Genomic DNA, 21,160 nt, shown 5'->3' with positions numbered 1-21,160 from the left:
CATGGGGAACAAAGGATTGCCCATGACCCAGCCACTATCCAATCTGACCCAGCAGCTTTTGGATGCCGCCCGCCGCGCAGGCGCGGATAGCGCCGATGCAATTGCAGTGGATGGCACATCCGTTTCTATTGACGTGCGTGCAGGCGCGCTTGAACATGCGGAACGGTCCGAGGGCGTGGATATTGGGCTGCGGGTTCTGGTTGGCCAGCGCCAAGCCTGCGTGTCCTCATCCGACACCAAACCTGATACGCTGGTGCAAGTCGCCGTACGCGCGGTCGCCATGGCCAAAGAAGCCCCCGAAGACCCCTATGCAGGGCTAGCCGACGCAGCACAACTGGCGACCGATTTAGAAACTGCGCGGCTTGAACTGTTTGATCCAAGCGACGAACCAAGCCCCGCAGCACTGCAAGACGCCGCCGCACGCGCCGAAGCCGCAGCCCTGCGCAACCAGGACATCAGTCAAGTGCAATCAGCCTCGGCAGGCTATAGCCGCCGCCGCATCCATCTGGCCGCCAGCAATGGGTTTTCTGCCGGTTATGCCCGGACCGATAGCGGCCTGTCATGTGTCGCAATTAGCGGCACAGGCGCTGCGATGGAACGTGACTATGACTATGACAGCCGCGTGTTTTACACAGACCTGCGTGACGCCGATGAGATCGGCACAATCGCCGCGGCACGTGCCGTCGAACGCGCGGGCGCACGCAAACCCAAAACCGGGGCCTACCCCGTTTTGTTCGACGAACGGATCGCAAGCGGCTTGATCGGTCACTTATTGCAAGCCACCAATGGTATGATGATCGCACGGGGGTCGAGCTGGCTGCGCGATGCTTTGGGCGAACAGGTTTTGCCCAAAGGGCTGTCAGTGATCGAAGACCCACACCGTGCCCGTGTGACTGGATCCAAGCTCTTTGACGCCGAAGGGCTACCAACTTCGCAGCGCGCAATCGTAGATGACGGGATGTTAACAGGCTGGACCCTTGATCTTGCGACGGCCCGCAAACTGGGGCTGCAAAGCACGGCGAACGCGGCGCGTGGCACAGGCGCACCACCCGACCCAAGCCTAACAAATGTTAGTCTGACCCAAGGCACGCAAAGCCGCGATGATCTGATCAAACAGATGGGCACCGGGCTGTTAGTGACATCAATGATCGGGTCTACGATTAACCCCAATACAGGCGATTATTCGCGAGGGGCATCCGGGTTTTGGGTTGAAAACGGCGAAATCACCTATGCGGTGAACGAATGTACCGTCGCTGGGAACCTGCGCGATATGCTGATGTCGATTATCCCGGCCAACGATGGGCGCGGGCATCTGTCGCGCGTCGTGCCGTCGCTATTGGTTGAAGGGCTTACCCTTGCCGGAGACTGATCTTGCACTTTTAACCGCCGCCGCCCGCCAGTCGGGCGACATTGCGATGCGGTTTTTTCAGCAAAACCCGGCTGTCACCGATAAGCCAGATGGGGCAGGCCCGGTGACAGAGGCCGATCTCGCGGTTGATTCGATGCTTTGCGAAGAGCTGCGCAGCGCCAGACCCGACTACGGTTGGCTGTCCGAAGAAACCGAAGACAACGACGCCCGCATGACCACGCAGCGGCAGTTCATCATTGATCCAATCGATGGAACCCGCGCGTTTATCGAAGGCGGCAAAGATTGGTCACACGCCTTAGCCGTTGTTGAAGACGGTCAGGTGGTCAGCGCAGCCGTCTATCTGCCTGTGCGCGACCTGATGTATACGGCAATGCGGGGCGGTGGGGCCATGCTGAATGGCACCCCAATCGCGGCGTCCAAAGCGAACATCGACGGGGCGACAGTGCTTGGCGCAAAACCCAATTTTGAAGGGCGCAACTGGCGCGGTGGTATCACCCCGCCAATCCGGCGCGTGTTTCGGTCTTCGCTTGCCTATCGGCTTTGCCTTGTCGGAGAGGGGCGGTTTGACGGTATGATCACATTACGCCCAAGCTGGGAATGGGACATTGCCGCAGGTGCGCTGATCGCCTCCGAGGCGGGCGCATCTGTCACAGACCAACACCAGCAAAGATTGGCGTTTAACAACCCGCTGCCCAAAGTGCCCGGCGTCTTGGCCGCTGGCCCTGATTTACACGGCAATCTTGCCGAGTTGCTTGAGCCGCGCCACGCAAACCCGTAGACTGCATCTAACCGCAATTTTTACAAAGGTTTTCTAATGACCCAGCGCCTGCACCTCGTTTTCGGTGGCGAACTGATCGACCCGACAAAAAACGCGTTCAAAGATGTCGACGCAATCGACATTGTTGGCATGTTTCCGGACTATGAAACCGCTTATAACGCTTGGAAAGGTGCAGCCCAGCGCACGGTAGATAACGCACATATGCGTTATTTCATCGCGCATATTCACCGACTGCGCGATGAAGAAATCGCCGCGTCATCCACAGAAGAACTTGGCGGTTAAGCCTCGCTTGGATAGTTAGACATGGCGCGATCCCTTTCCATTGCTGCCTTTTTGGCAAGCCGGGGGTCGGCCGACCTACCTACGCGCCTTTTGGAATATCCCGCCCGGCCTGACGGCGTGGTGATTTGGGCGCGCTGTACCCATGTTGATCAGCTGACTGCGATTGAAACGCTGGGCCGTAAAGTCACTGTTGATGGCGACCCAATCACGATCATCCCGACCATCCGCGAATGGACCCATACCATCGGCGGCCGCGCGATCCAAGAACCCCGTAGCAAAGAAACGATCCGTGAATTTATTGACCACTGGAAACCAACGTTAGGGATTTGGGTGCGCGGCGATCTTGACCCCTTGCTGATGGATGAGATGCGCGCGGCAAAGATGCATTGTGTCCTTGTCGACGCCAATGGAGACGGGCTTGAGCAGGTCACGGGCGGCTGGGTGCCCGGTGCGATGCGGTCGCTTTTATCGCAGTTCGAAGCCATATTGGCGCTGGATCAAAACGCAGCGGACCGCCTGATCCGGGCGGGCACCCCGCCCGAAACAATCATTGTGTCTGGCGCGATGGAGGACTGCCCACCACCGTTACCTTGCGATGAAACCGACCGGCAAGCGCTGGCCAAGGCGATTGGCACACGCCCCACGTGGCTTGCTGCCGCGGCGCATCTTTCAGAGCTCAACGATCTGAGCCGCGCCCATAAACAAGCCAGCCGTCGTGCGCACCGGTTGCTATTTGTGATCACGCCGCGCAACCCTAATGATGCCTATACGTTTGCCGATGCCATGCGCGAGCAAGGGTTCTATGTGGATATGCGCTCTGAAACGCCATTTCCGACCGAGTTAACCCAAGTGTATGTCATCGACACTGAAGATGATCTTGGGCTGTGGTACCGCATCGCACCCATCACCTTTATCGGCGGCACGCTTCGGGGTGGCGGTTGTCGCGATCCATTTGAGGCAACCGCGTTGGGATCAGCCGTTCTATACGGCCCTTTGGTTGCGCCTTTCCAACGACACGCCGCGCGGCTCAATGCGGCGGGTGCCTCGCGTTTGATCCGAAGCAGTAACGATCTGGGCGCAATTATCGAAATTTTGCTGGCCGTTGATAAGACCGCCGAACTGGCCCGTGCCGCCTGGGACGTTACATCACGTGGGGCCATCGTAAGTAACCGCATTGCAGATTACATCCGCCTACGGCTTGAAGAATTGGGGCATTAAATGCACACACCGTCATTCTGGTTCACCGCCCCCGATAGACCCGCCCTTACCGCGCGCCTTCTGACCCCATTGGCTACAATCTATGCGGGCCTGACGGCACGGCGCCTGCGCCAACCACCCAAGATTCAGGCCACAGTCCCGGTGATTTGTGTCGGTAATATCAACGCGGGTGGCACCGGCAAGACACCCACAACGATTGCGCTGATTGAGCGGCTCAAGGCCCGCGGACGCACGCCGCATGTGGTGTCGCGCGGCTATGGCGGGAACCTCACCGGGCCTGTCCAAGTGGACGCACAAGGCCACACAGCAGAGCAAACCGGGGATGAGCCGCTCTTGCTCGCGGCCTTTGCCCCGACATGGGTGTCACGGGACCGGGCCGCAGGGGTTGCCGCCGCCCAAGCCGCGGGCGCAGATGTCATTTTGTTGGATGATGGGTTTCAAAACCCAACGGTGGCCAAAGACCTTTCCATCGTAGTCGTCGATGCGATTCGCGGGTTTGGCAACGGCCGGGTGATCCCAGCGGGCCCCTTGCGCGAACCCGTCAAAACCGGCTTAAAACGCGCTGATTTGGTGCTGTCTATCGGGCCTGACAAGGCGCAGGACGGCTTTGCAAATGACTGGGACTTCGATCTACCGCATCTGCGCGGTGCACTGACCCCACTCCCGACCGGCATGCCTTGGAAAGGGATGCGGCTGTTGGCCTTTGCCGGGATTGGTCACCCTGAAAAATTCTTTAGGACGCTGCGCGAAATGGGGGCCGATGTAATCCGGGCCGAAGCCCTAGCCGACCACCAACCGTTGACCGATGCGCTGATGAAACGGCTGGAGATCGAAGCCCAGACGCGTCACGCGCAACTGGTCACGACCGAAAAAGATGCAGTGCGCCTGCCAGAAAATTTTCGGATGAAAGTCGTCACCCTGCCCGTGCGCTTAGAGATCGCAGATTGGACAGAAATTGACGCCGCCTTTGATAAACTGGGGCTATAACGCTAAAAGGCGGGCCGTTTGACCCGCCCTTTTTTCAGTTTTCAGCGGGGTTAACCCAGCTTTTCATCCAGAACTTCCGCGAAATCATCGTAACTCATGTTCGAATAGTTTTCGCCATCGATCAAGAAACTTGGTGTCGACGAAATATTGTCGCGGTCGGCGTTCTCTTGGTACCAAGTATAAAGCGCCTCGGCCTTTGCCGCGTCGCTTAGACAAGCATCAAGTGCGGCATCGTCAAGCCCGGCTGTTTTGCCAAGGCGGCGCAGTTCTTCGATGATGATCGTCGGATCACCACTGGCGAGCCATGTGCTTTGCTGCTCATAGATCACGTCAGAGAACGCAAAAAAGAAATCCGGGTTATCCGTGCAGCGCGCAATCATAGACGCCCACAGCCCCGGACGGTCAAAATACACTTCGCGGTATACGAACCGAATTTTGTTCGTGTCGATATAGTTTGCCTTCAACAGCTTATGCTGGTTGGCGTTAAAGTTTGCGCAATGGCCACATGTATATGACGCATATTCAATGACCTCGACATTAGCCATTGGGTTGCCCAGGACCATTTCCATGACTTCTGGCAGCTCACCTGTCGCTTCTTGGGCGTTCGCGGCACCGGGCAAAAGACCCGTTTGTTGATTGCGCGGCATCAGGCCCATGCCCGCGCCCACAGTCAAAATGGCCGCACCACCGGTCGCCAATAAAGTTCTACGTTTCATATTCACCTCTGCTCAGGGTTTTGTTTTGTTAAGACATTTGCGCCCAGCGCTGCAAGCGCCGTACGGAGTTCATCACTTTCAACGGTATCGGCCAAAGTTTCCGCCGCCGCGCGTATTTCAGCGGTTGGCGCTTTGCGCGTTTTTGGGGCGGGGGTAAAGGCCACGCGCCCTTCTGAAAACCCGGTTGGTGCGGTTTGGGTAATGCGTACACGCGCAATGGCGCGGTATCCGTAGCACGCATTCACCTTTTCACGAATTTTCTCTTTTTGCATTTCCAACATCGGGGCCTGCGCGCCTGTCGTGAGTAATGTCAGGGTCGCGCCCATACCACCTTTGCCGTAGCTGACATTCACCGGCGTCGCGGTGCTAGCTGTCGCGTCCCCCACGACCTCGGCCCAATGGGTCAACAGGCGCGTCACTGCAAAGCCGCGCTCTTCGCTTGCCGTACGAATGCGGGTCTGCATCAACGTCGCCGCCCGAGAAAACCCGCGCGTGGTGCCAATGTGGCGTTGTTGTTTCATATCTGATCTTTACTGTATGTGAACGGTTGCGCCAAGTCAGCGCCTACGTTGTGAAAGGTAAATAACCATTGCGTGACCTCAGCTTGCAGCTTTTGAACTGGTACGACGCCCATGCCCGCGAAATGCCGTGGCGGATACCGCCCGGCGCGCGCAAACGTGGGACGCTACCTGATCCCTATGCCGTCTGGCTGTCAGAGGTCATGTTGCAACAAACCACTGTTGCTGCCGTCCGAGAATATCATAATAAATTCATGTGTTTATGGCCAACTATCCACGACCTTTCGGCGGCGGATGATGCGGATGTCATGGCCGCTTGGGCCGGGTTGGGGTACTATGCACGCGCGCGCAACCTGCTGAAATGCGCCCGCGCTGTTGTCGCAAATCATGGTGGGGAATTTCCTACTGATCATGCTTTGCTTCTCACCCTGCCGGGAATCGGGCCATATACCGCCGCCGCAATTGCATCGATTGCATTTGACCTGCCCGAAACCGTTGTCGACGGGAATGTCGAACGGGTGATGGCGCGGCTGTATGATATCCATGACCCGCTGCCGAAATCAAAACCGGCGCTGACAGAAAAGGCACGTGCGTTGACACCTGCGCGCCGTCCGGGCGATTACGCCCAAGCGGTTATGGATCTTGGCGCAACGGTTTGTACACCGCGCAATCCAGCATGTGGGAATTGCCCATGGCGCACGCCATGCGCGGCGCGAATTGCAGGCACCGCAGCGGAACTTCCCAAGAAAACACCCAAAAAGAAAACACCCACGCGGCACGGCATCGCTTATGTCGTGCAGCGCGACGATGGGGCGCTATTGCTTGAAACCCGCCCAGAAAGCGGGTTGCTTGGCGGTATGTTGGGCTGGCCCGGATCGGAATGGGGGGATGCCCCCGCCCCGGCACCACCGCTTGACGCGAATTGGCAAACCCTGAACACGCAGGCCCGCCACACATTCACGCATTTTCACTTGCGGCTCACGGTGATGGTCACCACCGTCGATGCACAGGCGGCATCCATACGCGGCAAGTTTATCAGCGCAGCTGATTTTGACCCCGAATCCCTACCTACAGCCATGCGTAAAGTATACGATATCGCGGCCCCGGCGCTAAGCAATGCTTGAGCGCTGGGTATCGGGTGCCTAGATTGCTGATAGATAGGAGGCGTCCCATGCCAATCAACCGGATTACCGCCACGCTGCCGTTTTGGCTGTCCTTGATGCTGATTCCGCTTGCGTTCGTCGCGGCAATCTATGGTGGCTGGACAATCGCCCTACTGCCACTTTGTACCTGGTTTTTGTTCAGCCTATTGGACTTCCTGCTTGGCTTGAACTTGGACAACAACGATCCAGAAACCAGCGTAAAGGACCTGTTCTGGTACCGCGCGATCACAATTCTTTGGGTGCCGCTGCAACTGATCACGATATTTGGGATTATGGTTTATGTTACCGCATCGGACCACTTGGGCTGGGTGGCGCAATGGGCTCTTTTTGCGGGGCTTGGCATCTTGTCCGGTACAATTGGAATTAATTACAGCCACGAGCTCATGCACCAAAAACCCAAATTTGAGCGGTGGTTGGGGGATATTTTGCTTGGGTCTGTCTTGTACGGGCATTTTCGATCCGAACATTTGCTGGTGCATCATCGCTATGTTGCCACGCCGCGCGACCCGGTCAGCGCCCGCTATGGAGAATCATTTTATCACTTCTTTCCGCGTGTGCTTTGGCAAAGTCTGAAATCCGCATTCCTTGCCGAAAAAGAGATGCTATCGCGCAAAAAACTGCCGTGGCACCATCGATCCAATCCGTTTTGGCGCTACTGGGCGCTTGAAATCGGCTTTGCGATCCTCGCGTGGGTTATCGCCGGATGGTGGGGCGTTTTCTTGTTTGCGACACAGGCATTTTGGGCCGTGTTTCAGCTTGAGCTGGTAAATTACGTCGAACATTACGCGTTGACCCGCAAACATTTGGGCGATGGTAAATACGAACACGTCAAGCCACGCCATTCATGGAATGCGGCACATAAGGCGTCGAACTGGCTGTTGATCAACCTGCAACGCCATTCCGACCACCACTATAAACCGGATCGCCGCTTCCCACTTTTGCAAAACTATACCGAAGAAGAAGCCCCGCAATTGCCGCTTGGCTATCCGGTGATGACAATGGTTGCGCTTGTGCCGACCGCATGGCGGCGAGTGATGCACCCACGTGTCAAAGCGTGGCGCACAAAATTCTACCCAGAAATCGAAGAATGGACTCCATACAAAGAAGCCACAAACCCGCTTCCCCGGTGATTACCGCGAGAGAAAATTCAATTGGATTGGCTGCTGCATCCCATCCACAGGCCTGTACCCGAATTCTTCAATAATCCGGGGTTCAGACCCTGATTCTTGCCAATACACAGCCGCGCGCTGATTGCGAACTTCGTGCATGATAGCGTCATAGGTTAGGTACAATGGCGATGTGGAAGCCGGAAATTGGTACTGGAGCGTTAGCAAAGCATAACGGCCAACATGGTCGTTATGGGCAGTTTCAATTGCCACACCCGCCAGCGTAGGGCTGAACGCTCCGTCATCGTTTTGGATTTGTAAGTGTTGCGCAAAATACCTTGCAACCACAGCCACATCAGCCGCAGGAATATCTTGCGCAACGGGATGTTCCATAAGATCTACAAGTGTGGGTTCCGCGATGGTCAGGTCTTCCAGAGCCAGCTGGATCGTCAACGAAATCTGATCCTCGTCTTCAGCGAAAATCAGTGTACTGTCCGGTAATGCATGGGCAAGGACGCCTCCCATGCTACCGATCCAAACCGCAAGGGCGAGCATGAAAGCCCGCCCAAATTGGTTCAATTTCATTCGGTATTTCCACCGTAATCATCGACCTGATCACGCCAAACTGAATGCGGGTGGTTCCCGACCTCACCTGTGGATTTATTCGATTGCAGCGAAAATTCGAGCCAAAGTGTCGGTCCATGGATGCGGACGTAGTCGTCTTCGGTGTTTACTTCCGTGGTGCCCGAATAACCCAATACCGTCTCAGACAGCTCTGCGGTGTACTGCGCCATATATGCCGCCGCATCAGTTTCGTTCAGGTCACCGACATATGTCTCGACTGCGGCAAGCAACAATGCCTGCTGATCGGCGGAAAGCTCGGTTACATTTAGGCCCTCTTGCGCGTCAGGAATCGCATCATCGTTTTGCGGCCCGGCAAGGATATCACGATACGTGCCTTCCAATAGGGCCGCTTCGCGCTGTTCATCGGACAATGACCGCAGCAATGCCGCAAAAGCTTCGCGTTCCTGCATCAACGGCAGGTTTTCGCGCCCGTTCATTTCGAAACGTGGAAAAGGTTCAATTCCACGAAAGGATGGCGTCGCCCCGGCCAACGCACCATCGGTATATGTATTGGTCAACGCAAAATGGTGCCCGCCATAATACAACTGCCAAGTGCCTGTTTCAGCGGGCGTTCCAAGAAACGCGATCTTGCTGTTATAGGATGAATAGCCAACGTTATAATCGGTGCTGATCGATCCGATGTAGTCATCCGCGTTCAGTGTTTGCTCCATCTCGTCGTAGCCTTCGTTTTCGGTCAGGCTGGCAGTTTCCATCAAAATCGCCTTGAGGATACCGCGCTGTTCGACGCTCAGCTCACCCAAATACGCACCCGGACGATCCGGGAAAGCACCAGCGGGCAAGTTGCTCCAGTTTTTGCCCTCGGCGACAGAGTAATCAAGCTGGATGTATTCTAGAATTTCTTCATCCATGTCGGCCTTGAGCAGGTCAATCAGGCACAGCAACCGCGCATGGCCCGCTGAATCGTCGCATGTCGCTACTGAAACTGGAATTTGAACGCGTCCCATCAGAATGCTGGTATCGCCAAGCCGTTTGTCGACAGGTGGGCCTTCGCCATCACGCGGTGGGCCGCCTGCGGGCTGTGCCTGGGCTGTGCCCATCATCGCGAAAAACGTGATCGCAGTGAGCCCCGTGCGTATAAAGCGTGTCGTTATCATGTGAATTTCTCCCAAAAGGTGAACGCTTGGTTGTTCTCAAGTACATACACGATACCGCAGCCGTGTAACAGCGCCGGGCAAGCGCGCCATTCAATCTGGACTAGATATCCGTAGCGATGTCGGAGTGGGAGCCAAAGACACAAAAAAACCCGCCGTACAAAGACGGCGGGCAAAGTTAGTAATTGCGGCCCCTGCCATTATGGCAGGGCGTCCCGCAATCACCGGCGGTATCAACGTTGGGGAATGCGACGCAGTTTAGCCTGCGTCAGTGCTTCGCCATCTCTGAGCGGATCTGCTGGCGCAGCAGATCAATCGGGACTTTTTGCCCGTCGCGTTTAAATTGCCAATAGGTCCAGCCGTTGCAGCTTGGGGCGCCTTCCAGGTGGGCACCGACCTGATGGATTGATCCTTTGATATCATCGCCAACCAACGTGCCATCTGCACGCACTTTGGCTTTGTGACGCCCGTTCAGCGACCACAATTCTTCACCGGGGCGCAGCATGCCGCGTTCGACCAGCACGCCAAAGGCCACGCGTGGTTCGGCGCGTTTTGATACCGACACCTCAAGTGCTTCGCTATCGAACTTACGGGTATTGGCGATGCGTTTTTCAGCAACCTTGCGGTAAGCTTCTTCGCGTTCAATCCCGATAAAATTCCGGCCCAGCATTTTTGAAACAGCACCCGTGGTGCCCGTGCCAAAGAACGGGTCCAGCACAACATCGCCGGGATTTGTTGTCGCGACCAAAACACGGTGCAGCAGTGATTGCGGCTTTTGCGTTGGATGGGCCTTTTCGCCGGCATCGTTTTTTAGACGCTCATGCCCGGTACATATCGGCAGCACCCAATCAGACCGCATTTGCACGCCTTCGTTCAAGGCCTTAAGCGCTTCGTAGTTAAAGGTGTATTTGCTCGCTTCTTCTTTTGACGCCCAGATCAGCGTTTCATGCGCGTTTGTCAGGCGTTTGCCGCGGAAATTTGGCATCGGGTTGGATTTGCGCCAGACCACATCGTTCAAAATCCAGAACCCTTGGTTCTGTAGCTCTGACCCCATGCGGAATACGTTGTGGTAGCTACCGATCACCCAAATCGCACCATTGGGCTTCAGGATGCGGCGGGCAGCCTTGAGCCACGCTTTGGTAAAGTTGTCGTAAACCTTAAAGCTATCGAACTGGTCCCAGGCGTCATCCACTGCGTCGACCTTGGAATTATCGGGACGGTGCAAATCGCCTTTCAGCTGTAGATTATAGGGCGGGTCCGCGAAAATCAGGTCAACTGAGCCTTCTGGCAGGCTGTTCATCCGCTCAATGCAGTCGCCATCAAGGATCGTGTTCAGAGGGAGCTTGGAAGCCCCTTTTGCTTTGGTTTTAATCGTCATGTTCTGCCTCATACACCCGGCGGTTATTCCGCTCTTTGGTTGTCCCTAGTGTGAGTCACAGACGATTCGCTGTCAAAAGCTTTATTGAATCAATGGGTTACAATTTACTCTTGATACAAGATATTGTGCACCGGTTTGAACGAACGTCTATGGTGTGGGGTGACACCCAATTCGACCAAGCCGCTTTTATGCACCGCTGTTGGGTAACCAGCGTTCTTTTCCCAGCCATAACCGGGGTACTGTTGCGCCAAATCCACCATGTGTCTATCGCGCCACACTTTGGCAATGACTGAAGCCGCCGCAATCGACAGGCTGCGCCCATCCCCTTTGATGATTGTCTCATTCGAAATGTCTAAACCGCGCGGTACAAGATTGCCGTCGATCAGCGTATGATCTGCAGGGCGCGCTAGCCCCGCAATCGCGCGCACCATCGCGATATGGGACGCACGCAGGATGTTATGTTCGTCAATCTCGGCCACCGTAGCCTGCGCCAGCGACACCTCCGCCGCATCCATAATCGCGTCGTAAAGCGCATCGCGCTTCTTTGCGGTCAGTTTCTTACTGTCGTTTAGCCCTGCCGGAATATTTTCTGGGTCCAGAATGACTGCGGCGGCGACAACAGGTCCGGCCAAAGGCCCGCGCCCAACTTCGTCTACGCCAGCGATTGCGGAAAAGCCGCGCGCCAACGCGGCCTGTTCAAATATATAATCTGGTGTTGTCATACGGCCAGTGACCAGAACGCTGGCTGCGTTTCAAGATAAAAAGGGGCAAGGGCCATATCGAACCCTTGCCCCAAGGTGGCGCGGCGACCGGGGCTTGAAGCCGCGCTTTATGCCGACGCCTTAATGACGCCGATCAATACGGTACCCTTCTTGACGCAGACAGCTGGGGTCAAAACCGTTGCGTGATCCATTTCGAGTGAACACGCGCACTTCGCAGCGGTTAGGAAGTGTATTCACGCGCACATCATTCCTTTGCAAACAATTGCGCGTAAAAATCTGGTCGTTTCGACCAACCTCGCGCAGACATTCAGAGGGCAGGCGCGTTTGATTTCGTTGCGTAGGCTGCCTTTCTGGTGACCGGGTTTGCGTGACGCGGTCGTCATTGTCATTCCGGTTTTCAATTGCCGCGCCCAACGCAGCCAAGGCAACTAGCCCAAAAATAATCTTCCCTGCATCGTCGCGGTCAATGCCATTGGCCTGTGCGGGCGCGGCCGCCGCAAAAGTAAGTGACAGGGCAGCAACCCCCGCTATCAGTGGTTTAAACATGAGTTTTCCTTTCATCTGTTGCGCCTTTGTGGACGGATCGACGCTGATGAAACGAAATTGCAGCCCAAACCGGCTGCCAAACAATATCGGGGGATGGTTATACGATGGCCCGCGCGATAACATCGGAAGTTATTGAATATCACGGCGCTTTGAGGTCAGTTGGAAACCATGAAAATTCTTTCTTATACATTCATGACGTTTTGTCTGACTGCGGGTGCCGCCCAAGCCGATTGCTATGCCGATTATAAGGCCAAGCAAGACGACCCACTGCGACTTCACTATGGTGTGACACAGGTACGTGACGCTTGTAGTGTACGGTCAGCCGAAGATCAGCTTCGCGCCGCGCTACGGGCAGATGGCTGGGAACTATTGAATGTGCTTGGCGTCTTTGATGACGCAGGGCTGCAAGAAAGAAGGGACAGCGCTGGTGACTACTTCCTCCGCTACTGAGGCACGTGAAATTGGATCGCGGATTGTGGTTGCGGGCATCGTCGCAATTGTCCTGATCTTGACCATCGCGGCTGTTCTCTTGTTCATCAACCTACCTGACGCCAATGCATTTAATGTGCGCGTGGAACGTTTGTTTGTTGAAAATGACACGTTGACCGGGAACGCCGAAATTAAACTGCTCGAAATTCTGGCCCATTCCGGGACAGCATTTTCGGATACGTTGTCATCCTACCGCTTTGTCATCTTTGTACTGCTGGTGTTCGCGACAGCACTGTTAATCGCAGCTGTCGCGTTTCTTGCGATGCTCGTTGTGCTGAACCGCCGTATGGGCCGAATCGAACGCCAAGGGATCGAAGTCAATTCATTGACCATCAGCCGCGATCAAAAAGCAGTCTACCTGAACGATTTTGAATTCAAGCTGACCGCGGCGGCGATTGAAACACTTTCGGTCTTGGCCGAAGCCCGCATGGATGACGAGGTACTATCGGGCGCCGAAATCGAAGGCGTTATTTCAGGACGCGACAGTTCCGACTGCGAAGAAGCCGCCGGCGCTACTCGGATCAAGCGCCTGCGCGATACGCTGGGGAACCAGATGGTCAGTGAACTATTGGTCAAAAATATCGCGCGTCAGGGCTATATGTTGGCAATCGATAAAGATGTTATTCGCATGGTCTAGAAAGATATGTGACAATCCGCCGCACGAATCACCTATCGGTTGTAAAAACACTTGAACCACGTGTTTTTATATCAAATGCAGCTTTAGGTCGTAACTTAGGCCACAAAAATTGACATTTTGATCGGTATTGATGCCATTTCCTCGAATTTGGAAAGAATTCGCCGCATTTTGCGCACAATTGAAACGGTTAATAGCACTTACCCAACAACAAAGACCCGAACATATCCCTTCAGCTGTTTTTGCCACCACCACAGCAGAAAATGTTACGGGGAGGAGAGTTATTAACAATGAGTAAGCGAACAAATAAATCACTAAGCATGATGACCCTTGCGAGCGGACTGACAATCGCAAGTCTGGCACATGCTGGTGAAGTGACATTGTCATCCGCAGATGGCACCGTGAACATGACAGGTGAATTTGTCGATTTCCAAGACAACGCCTATGTCATTGCAACCGCACTCGGAGAATTGCGGGTCGCAGCAAGCCGGGTGAGCTGTTCGGGCGAATCTTGCCCATCGCTCGGTGCTGTTGAAACGGACATCACTATTGCGGGTTCTGACGTCGTTGGATCCGGCCTGATGCCGCTTCTCTTAGAAGGTTACGCCGGATCGCTTGATGCGGCTGCGGCACTAGGTAACACTGGCCAAAGCGGTGAATTGATCGCGACGCTCACTGCAGATCAGGGCTTTGGTGACGATCTCACCTCTATCCTTGTTAGCGGGACAGGATCAACGGACGGTTTCCAAAAGCTTCTGGCTGAAGAGGCCGAAATAACGATGTCTTCGCGCCGAATTGTCCCCGGCGAGGCACGCAGCTTACGTGACGCAGGCGCGGGCAACATGGTTGACCCTGCCCAAGAACACATTGTCGCAATCGACAGCCTTGTTATGATTACCAACGCCGAGAACCCGATTGAAACGCTGACGACCAATCAAGTCCGCGCCATCTATTCCGGCCAAATCACAAACTGGTCACAGGTTGATGGCCCAGATTTGCCAATCGTCGTCGTCACCCAATCAGAAGACTCTGGCACACGGACCGTGTTTGAAGACCGCATTTTTGGCGACACCACAGCGTCGCTTGCATCTGGGGCGCAGATTGCAGGATCTGGCAGCGAAGCTTCTCAATTGGTTAACGCAACACAAGGCGCAATCGGCGTTGTCGGTTATTCGTTCCAGCGTGGCGCGAACCCTGTGAGCTTGATCAACGAATGCGGGATCACAATGACACCTGACGCATTCTCAGCCCGTACCGAAGAATACGCGCTGCAGCGTCGGCTGTATCTTTACACACGCGCAGACACAATTTCTGACCAATCGCGCGCATTCGTAGAATTTGCGACGTCAAACGCTGCGGACAGCCTGATCGGCAAAGCTGGCTTTATCGGATTTGCAGTTGATCGCCGCGAACAATCACTTGATGGCAGCCGCGGACTTAGTTTGCTTGACCCAGCTGCTGATGCTTATGAAGCCGGATTTATGCGCCAGATGCTCGCCCAGATGGTCGACTATGATCGCCTGTCCACAACGTTCCGCTTCCGGACAGGATCCGCACAGCTTGATGAACGCGGCCGGATCGACCGTGACCGTCTTGTTGAATACCTTGAAACGCAGCCTGCAGGTTCAGAAGTCCTTCTGGTCGGCTTCACCGATGATGTTGGGCAGTTTGACGGTAACCGTGTTCTGTCAGAACAGCGCGCGTCCCAAGTCTCACAAGAATTGGCCGCATATGCAGGTAACCGTTTGAATGACATCTCTATTTCATCGATCGGATACGGGGAGGTAGCACCCTCTGGCTGTAACGCGACCCAAGAAGGCCGTCGCATCAACCGTCGCGTCGAAGTCTGGATCAAGTCACCCGCTTAACTTGCCCAGTTAAAGACCAACCGTACCTAAATCGGATACGTGCATCGGGCAATTTTTCGCCGAGTATGGGGAGTACTCGGCGGACATCTTCACATTGCCCTCAGCGCCGTATGGGATGGAAACGATAAGGAAACGATATGTCATATCACACAACACTAACGACCACGTTAGCAACGTCTCGGCGGTTCACGTTCTCAGGACTTAGCCGAGTTGCTACAGCGGCCTCGATCAGCTTTTGCATTGCGACAGGCGCATCTGCCCAGAGCATCGCGACAGACATAGGTGCCAGCGAACGCATTAACATTGCCGGCCAGCTTTCGACGCTTAGCCAACGCATCATTGCTTCGGCTTGCAACCTCAACTCTGGTATCACAGTCCGTGAAAGCCAAGCTGTCCTCGAAATCTCGGCGCAGCAATTCGGCGTGATCGCCGACGCTCTGCTCAATGGAAATCGCCGCATGGGCGTGTTGGGTACAGAAGTCCGCCCACGCACGTTGCAAGTGATGGAAGAGCTGAACACATCGTGGGGGCCGCTTCTTGAACAGGCGACAGCCACCGCCGTTGCCGGTAACGACAACGCGCAGATCAAGGCACTCGCAGACCAAAGTGACCCGCTATTGCACACTGCAAACGTTCTGGTGAGTGAAATCACCGGCCAATATGCCGACCCAGTTGCATTGCTTCATGCCGATGCGCTTTTGATCGACCTTTCGGGTCGTCAGCGGACATTGGCCGCGCAAATGTCCAAAGATGTTTGCCTCATTGCATCGGGTATTAACGTCGAACAGGCCCAAGCCGATCTCGCGCGCAACAGCAAGCTGTTCAGTGACACGTTGACGGCTTTACGCAACGGGCTGGAAAGCGTTGGGGTACGCCCCCCGCCAACACCCCGGATCGAAGAAGGCCTGCAGTTCGCAGTTGAGGAATGGGACACAGTGCAGCCGCTTCTTGAGCAAGTTCAAAGCGGCGCGGGTGTCGACGAAGCCGCACGACAGCGTCTGTTCTTTGCCTTCCTCGGCATTGAGGCGCGGATGAACAACGTGACCATCCTCTACGACAAAAACTCAAAACTGGGCCTTTAGGGCGCATGAATGCTAATGAAAGGGGCGCCCATTGTGGCGCCTTTTTTACGTTACTGGAATTGGGCAGGCGCATATTTCAGCAAGACGGGCACAACCAACTCTTCTTCATCAATCAAATGCCTATTGAGCATCGCACCAAACCGATCAAGGACACCGTGCAGACCACCTAATGTATCGTGAAAGGCAGGGGGCTTACCCACATCCGTCTGCAAAACGGCATTCGCTGAATCTGCCAAACCAGACAACAACTCATCCATTGCATGGTGATCTGAATCCAACAGATCAAACCCCCGCGAAACCCGTGTGTCGAGCTGCGCCATGACAGGGAAATACTTTGCATCCTCAATTTGATGATGTCCGTGCAGTTGATTGATCAACATGCCACCAAAACGCGACAGCGCCCGTTTGTAGATTTCGGGATCGTTTTGCCCATCCATGACGCCTTGCAGATCATCGTACAGATGCGCCAACAGACGCCGAAACATCAGATGGCGGTCCAACCAAAACGCGATTAATTGCGAATACGCGGCATGCGACTGCCAGGCTTCGCGCGGAAACTCTTTGATCAAAACGCGCAGCGGATCGAGTAAGCCCGCGCGTTTGGCAAGTGCGAGTTCAGGGGTCATGGCAGTCCTATCGGTCACTTTCGCTGTGCCCAACCTAGCGCAATGCATGCGAAATGGGTCAGTTACTTATGTGCTCAGATGCAGGCCTTACCTGCGGGGGCGCAGCGTATCACCAAAGGCCAGCTTAGGGCTAAGTGTCACCAACTGCCCATCTTCTTGATCCGCACCACTGTGGTAATCCGCGATAATCTGGGCTGCCTTCACGCCGATCTCGCGGCGACAGGCATCCATCGTGGCAAGTTGCCGCGGCAAACCATCTAATAACTCGACACCATTAAACGCCGCCAACCCAATTTTGCCCGGCACATCGATCCCTTTTTCGAGCAAATACAGTAATCCACCGGCGCCAATCATATCATTTGAGAAATACAGGAAATCGAGATCAGGCGTGCGTTCAACCATCTTCGCAGTCATCTCTCGGCCCTTGGCCAAGGCAGACCCGCCCGAGTAAAACTCCTGATCAGCGATCTCAACGCCGGATTGGGCCAAGGTACGCGTAAACCCTTCGAACCGTTTGCGCGCACGGTGATCAAGCGGCATTTTCGTGCCCATAAAGCCAATCCGCTTGTACCCCGCAGCAAGAATCTCTTCGGCCATGATACGCCCCGCGCGGCGATGCGAAATCCCGACACAGGCGTCAATTGGTTCGCCATCAACGTCCATGATTTCAACGACCGGAATGCCTGCTTGGCGCAGCATCGCGCGCGAGGCTTCGGAATGTTCCAGCCCTGCAATGATCACCCCTGAGGGCCGCCACGACAGCATTTCAAACAGAACTTTTTCTTCCTTTTCAGGAAGATAATCGGTCACACCCACCACAGGTTGCAACTCCGTACCTTCAAGAACTTCGGAAATGCCGGACAAGACTTCTGGGAAAACCATGTTTCCTAATGACGGAATAATAACCGCAATCAGATTGACGCGCTGCGATGCCAAAGCCCCGGCAATTTTGTTGGGCACATAGCCCAGCTGCTTGGCCGCATCCTGCACCTTTTGGCGGGTCGCAGCGCTTACATCCCCTTTGTTACGCAGCACACGGCTAACTGTCATTTCGCTGACGCCCGAAGCTTCGGATACATCACGCAGGGTCAATGGGCGTTTATTGCGGCTCGTCACGGCGTCATCCTGTCTTTGTATCCACCATTGTTAACGGTCCTTTGGCCCGTTGACCAGATGAACAAACGTAGGCATTGATCGACCAGAACGGCCCCGTGGCTCAACTGGATAGAGCAGCCCCCTCCTAAGGGGCAGGTTGCAGGTTCGAATCCTGCCGGGGTCGCCAGACCCGATAAGACGTTTGACAGGGTTGCGTGTTTGAAAGAATGCGCGCAAGCGGGCCCATCTATACGACTTCGAGCCGCCTCAAACGGCCTTGTGATCCATCTCAATTTGAGTTTACGCAAATGCATTGATAGAGGTACTGAGATCGCAAAGAACCCTTTTGCAACAGAGGCCGCATGGAACATTTGCTTTTTGTCGGCAGCGTCCAGGCGCTTTTTACGACGTTTTTCTTACTAAATAAGCGTACAAAGTCGCTAAATGACACCATTTTGGCGGTCTGGATGGTCCTTATGGCGCTTCCGCTGGTTTCTGGTGCGGTAATGCAGCTTTGGCCAGAGATTAAAGTCCCACTTCTGCGCGCTAACCTTGTTTATCCGCTCACCTACGGACCATTTATGTGGCTATATGTTGGAAGCCTGACAGGGGACGTCACCCGGATCACTTCCCGAAACCTCGTACATTTCGCGCCTTTTTTCGCGGTGAGTGTGGTGCAGATTATCACCGGCTGGGCACCCGTCCCACCAAACCCTGAAGTCGCCACCTTTAGCACGTCCATTCGCGTTGTTGGCGCGATCAATCTCGGTATTCTTCTCGCGTATTCTATCGCGATATTTCGGCGGTTAGATCGACATGCGAACGCCGTGGTTGGGCATTACTCCAACCTGCCGAACCACATCACCTTGGGATGGCTCCGCGCGATGACGGCGGGCGTAACCGGCGTCTTTCTTTTACTGTTTCTCGCGGCGTTTCTTTCCCAACCCAACCTGATGGATCTGCATCTTTTTGCCCTGATCGCCGCCATTTTGGGATTGAGCTTTTTCGGCCTTCAGCAAGATCGCGTTTTTGACGCCGATGCCCCTACTGACGACACGGCCCCTGCCCCTGACACGCAGGAATTGGTATCAACCAAACCCCGATATGATCGGTCAGGTTTAAGCCCTGAGCGTGCAGATGTCATTGCGCAGCGGCTTGACACTTTCATGCAATCACAGCGTCCTTATCTGGACGCAAACCTGACGATCGAAACGCTTTCGAAACGGATGGCTGTGCCACGCCATCACCTGACCGAAGTGATCAGCGCACGCTATGAGAAGAACTTTTACCTATTCGTCAATGAATACCGCATCCAAGCGGCCCAACAGGCGATGAAAGACCCCGCGCAGGCAGAAAATACCGTGTTGGACATCGCCTATGCGTCCGGATTCAATTCAAAATCTCCATTCAACACAGCGTTCAAAAAGCTTACAGGAATGACCCCGTCGCAATATCGCCGCGACTTAGCGTGAGCTTTAAACAAATTTTTCCGTTTTGGCGCGTACGGGCTTAGCGGCGAGGACGATTTAGCCCGCAGGGCAGCGTATAAGGCAGGTGTAATGTTTAGCTTTCTCAAAGGAGATTTTCTTATGACACGCCGTCTTAGCCCATTTACGCTGGCGTCCTACCTGACACCTGCACTGCTGGCTCTTTCCACCCAAGCAGGCATGGCACAAGATGTGACATTCGCGATCGTCGATACAATGCAAGATGCTTGCTATGACAATATCGGCGTAAAAATCACCTGCCCCGCAGTCGGCGAAGCCTTGTACGGTCAAGACACCCAGCACCCACGTTTGGCGGCTTCATATACCGACAATGGCGACGGCACAGTTTTGGACGACAACACACAGCTTGTCTGGCAGCAAACCCCGCAAAACGAACGTCTTCAATACGCTGATGCGCTCGACTATTGCGAAGCGCTTGAACTTGGTGATCGCACTGATTGGCGCGTGCCCTCGATCAAAGAGCTGTATTCACTGGCCGACAATCGCGGCGAGCTACTAACACCAGAAGAAGGCGAACCAACCCCTTACATCGACACAAGCGTCTTTGACTTCTTCTATCCTGACGGTGAAATGATCTTTGCGGGCCAATATTGGAGCAACACGCTTTATATCAAAGGGCCCGTGCAAAACGGTATGAACCAAGCCGCCTTTGGCTTTAACTTTGCGGATGGCCATATCAAATCTTACGGGACAGGTCTGAATTTCTACACTGGCGCTGCCGCCACGAGTGGTCTGGCAAGCCAAGCACCAGGCAACTACGTGCGCTGTGTGAGCGGCGACGAAGGCGTGTACGGGGTGAATGAATTTGCCGACAATGGCGATGGTACCGTCACCGACGCAGCCACCGGCCGCATGTGGCAGCAATCTGACGATGGCGCACGCCGCGAGTGGGACGATGCGCTTGCCTATTGCGAAGCGCTTGAGCTTGGCGGTCATGATGATTGGTATCTCCCGACCTCCAAAGAACTGCAAAGCATCGTGGATTATCGCCGTACCGGTTTTCCCGCGATCGACGAAAACTATTTCATGATCACAGAGGATTCTGAAACACTGGATTTCTGGACCAGCACGACATTCGGCGACTGGAAAAACTACGCCAACGTCATCGCATTCGGCAAAGCGCTGAGCATGGCAGGCGAGCAGACAGAATTCACCGACTGGCATGGCGCAGGCGCGCAGCGGTCTTCTATCAAGTCAACCGCTGACCAAGAAATGACCGAAGACACGACCTGTTCTATCAACGCTTGTGACTACAATCGCGCCGACAACCTTGTGCGCTGTGTACGTTAAGATACGAAACTCAACGGGGTCCAAAATACGGGCCCCATCTAAAAAAGGA

Annotated in this window: 22 protein-coding genes and 1 tRNA gene; 14 read left to right on the top strand and 9 right to left on the bottom strand. The window is 54.9% G+C overall.

Annotated elements, in window-relative coordinates; all coding sequences use genetic code 11:
- Positions 1-22: 22 nt before the first annotated feature.
- From Yoon_RS12625 to lpxK, 5 genes are read left to right on the top strand one after another with little or no spacing between them, the layout of a single operon-like run.
- Positions 23-1,369, top strand: coding sequence for a TldD/PmbA family protein (locus Yoon_RS12625; protein ID WP_238112616.1), 1,347 nt, complete (start codon positions 23-25; stop codon positions 1,367-1,369).
- Complete coding sequence (locus tag Yoon_RS12620; RefSeq protein WP_238112615.1) at positions 1,356-2,147, top strand: 3'(2'),5'-bisphosphate nucleotidase CysQ; 792 nt, start codon at positions 1,356-1,358, stop codon at positions 2,145-2,147. The genes Yoon_RS12625 and Yoon_RS12620 overlap by 14 nt, the downstream gene beginning before the upstream one ends.
- Before the next feature lie 36 nt (positions 2,148-2,183).
- Positions 2,184-2,429, top strand: a complete 246-nt coding sequence (locus Yoon_RS12615) for a DUF4170 domain-containing protein (protein ID WP_113774910.1) — start codon at positions 2,184-2,186, stop codon at positions 2,427-2,429.
- Between the two features lie 21 nt (positions 2,430-2,450).
- Positions 2,451-3,647, top strand: a complete 1,197-nt coding sequence (locus Yoon_RS12610; protein ID WP_238112613.1) for a 3-deoxy-D-manno-octulosonic acid transferase — start codon at positions 2,451-2,453, stop codon at positions 3,645-3,647.
- Positions 3,648-4,634 (top strand): tetraacyldisaccharide 4'-kinase, encoded by a 987-nt coding sequence (gene lpxK, locus Yoon_RS12605; protein ID WP_238112612.1) that lies wholly within the window; start codon positions 3,648-3,650, stop codon positions 4,632-4,634.
- Between the two features lie 50 nt (positions 4,635-4,684).
- Here the strand turns inward: lpxK and Yoon_RS12600 are convergent, their stop codons facing one another.
- A complete protein-coding gene (locus Yoon_RS12600; protein ID WP_238112611.1) occupies positions 4,685-5,350 on the bottom strand; it encodes a DsbA family protein in 666 nt (221 codons plus the stop codon).
- A gap of 2 nt (positions 5,351-5,352) precedes the next feature.
- Positions 5,353-5,871, bottom strand: a complete 519-nt coding sequence (locus Yoon_RS12595; protein ID WP_238112610.1) for a DUF721 domain-containing protein — start codon at positions 5,869-5,871, stop codon at positions 5,353-5,355.
- 122 nt (positions 5,872-5,993) lie between these two features.
- Here Yoon_RS12595 and Yoon_RS12590 point away from each other — a divergent pair, with 122 nt between their 5' ends.
- Positions 5,994-6,992: an A/G-specific adenine glycosylase gene (locus Yoon_RS12590; protein WP_238112659.1), complete on the top strand. Its 999-nt coding sequence runs from the start codon at positions 5,994-5,996 to the stop codon at positions 6,990-6,992.
- 47 nt (positions 6,993-7,039) lie between these two features.
- On the top strand, positions 7,040-8,161 hold the full coding sequence (locus tag Yoon_RS12585; RefSeq protein ID WP_238112609.1) for an alkane 1-monooxygenase: 1,122 nt from the start codon (positions 7,040-7,042) through the stop codon (positions 8,159-8,161).
- On the opposite strand, the gene Yoon_RS12580 is transcribed toward Yoon_RS12585, so the two are convergent.
- The 5 genes from Yoon_RS12580 to Yoon_RS12560 form a co-directional block, all read right to left on the bottom strand.
- Complete coding sequence (locus tag Yoon_RS12580; protein WP_238112608.1) at positions 8,162-8,722, bottom strand: hypothetical protein; 561 nt, start codon at positions 8,720-8,722, stop codon at positions 8,162-8,164.
- Positions 8,719-9,876, bottom strand: coding sequence for a DUF3500 domain-containing protein (locus tag Yoon_RS12575; RefSeq protein WP_238112607.1), 1,158 nt, complete (start codon positions 9,874-9,876; stop codon positions 8,719-8,721). Before Yoon_RS12575 ends, Yoon_RS12580 begins: the two co-directional genes overlap by 4 nt.
- 265 nt (positions 9,877-10,141) lie before the next feature.
- Entirely contained in the window at positions 10,142-11,251 is a 1,110-nt protein-coding gene (locus Yoon_RS12570) for a site-specific DNA-methyltransferase (protein WP_238112606.1), read from the bottom strand.
- A 104-nt stretch (positions 11,252-11,355) separates the two neighbouring features.
- Positions 11,356-11,973, bottom strand: a complete 618-nt coding sequence (locus Yoon_RS12565; protein WP_238112605.1) for a ribonuclease HII — start codon at positions 11,971-11,973, stop codon at positions 11,356-11,358.
- Between the two features lie 120 nt (positions 11,974-12,093).
- Positions 12,094-12,519, bottom strand: coding sequence for a hypothetical protein (locus tag Yoon_RS12560; RefSeq protein WP_238112603.1), 426 nt, complete (start codon positions 12,517-12,519; stop codon positions 12,094-12,096).
- Positions 12,520-12,687: 168 nt separating this feature from the next.
- Between Yoon_RS12560 and Yoon_RS12555 the strand changes: the two genes are divergently transcribed.
- From Yoon_RS12555 to Yoon_RS12540, 4 genes are all read left to right on the top strand, one after another.
- On the top strand, positions 12,688-12,969 hold the full coding sequence (locus tag Yoon_RS12555) for a hypothetical protein (RefSeq protein WP_113774898.1): 282 nt from the start codon (positions 12,688-12,690) through the stop codon (positions 12,967-12,969).
- Positions 12,911-13,645, top strand: a complete 735-nt coding sequence (locus Yoon_RS12550; protein ID WP_370642168.1) for a transcriptional regulator — start codon at positions 12,911-12,913, stop codon at positions 13,643-13,645. The genes Yoon_RS12555 and Yoon_RS12550 overlap by 59 nt, the downstream gene beginning before the upstream one ends.
- Positions 13,646-13,932: 287 nt before the next feature.
- Complete coding sequence (locus Yoon_RS12545) at positions 13,933-15,510, top strand: phosphate ABC transporter substrate-binding/OmpA family protein (protein ID WP_238112600.1); 1,578 nt, start codon at positions 13,933-13,935, stop codon at positions 15,508-15,510.
- A 137-nt stretch (positions 15,511-15,647) separates the two neighbouring features.
- Complete coding sequence (locus tag Yoon_RS12540; RefSeq protein WP_238112598.1) at positions 15,648-16,592, top strand: type IV pili methyl-accepting chemotaxis transducer N-terminal domain-containing protein; 945 nt, start codon at positions 15,648-15,650, stop codon at positions 16,590-16,592.
- A 50-nt stretch (positions 16,593-16,642) separates the two neighbouring features.
- Here the strand turns inward: Yoon_RS12540 and Yoon_RS12535 are convergent, their stop codons facing one another.
- Positions 16,643-17,218, bottom strand: coding sequence for a hemerythrin domain-containing protein (locus Yoon_RS12535; RefSeq protein ID WP_238112596.1), 576 nt, complete (start codon positions 17,216-17,218; stop codon positions 16,643-16,645).
- A gap of 87 nt (positions 17,219-17,305) precedes the next feature.
- On the bottom strand, positions 17,306-18,334 hold the full coding sequence (locus Yoon_RS12530) for a LacI family DNA-binding transcriptional regulator (RefSeq protein ID WP_238112595.1): 1,029 nt from the start codon (positions 18,332-18,334) through the stop codon (positions 17,306-17,308).
- Between the two features lie 89 nt (positions 18,335-18,423).
- Here Yoon_RS12530 and Yoon_RS12525 point away from each other — a divergent pair.
- From Yoon_RS12525 to Yoon_RS12515, 3 genes are all read left to right on the top strand, one after another.
- Positions 18,424-18,500: transfer RNA gene (locus tag Yoon_RS12525), tRNA-Arg, on the top strand.
- Positions 18,501-18,675: 175 nt separating this feature from the next.
- On the top strand, positions 18,676-19,785 hold the full coding sequence (locus Yoon_RS12520) for an AraC family transcriptional regulator (protein ID WP_238112594.1): 1,110 nt from the start codon (positions 18,676-18,678) through the stop codon (positions 19,783-19,785).
- A 117-nt stretch (positions 19,786-19,902) separates the two neighbouring features.
- Positions 19,903-21,111: a DUF1566 domain-containing protein gene (locus Yoon_RS12515; RefSeq protein ID WP_238112593.1), complete on the top strand. Its 1,209-nt coding sequence runs from the start codon at positions 19,903-19,905 to the stop codon at positions 21,109-21,111.
- Positions 21,112-21,160: the final 49 nt, after the last annotated feature.

This window comes from Yoonia sp. I 8.24, from assembly GCF_022096995.1.
In the GTDB taxonomy this organism is placed as follows: Bacteria; Pseudomonadota; Alphaproteobacteria; order Rhodobacterales; family Rhodobacteraceae; genus Yoonia.
This window is presented reverse-complemented; position numbering and strand designations above follow the sequence as displayed.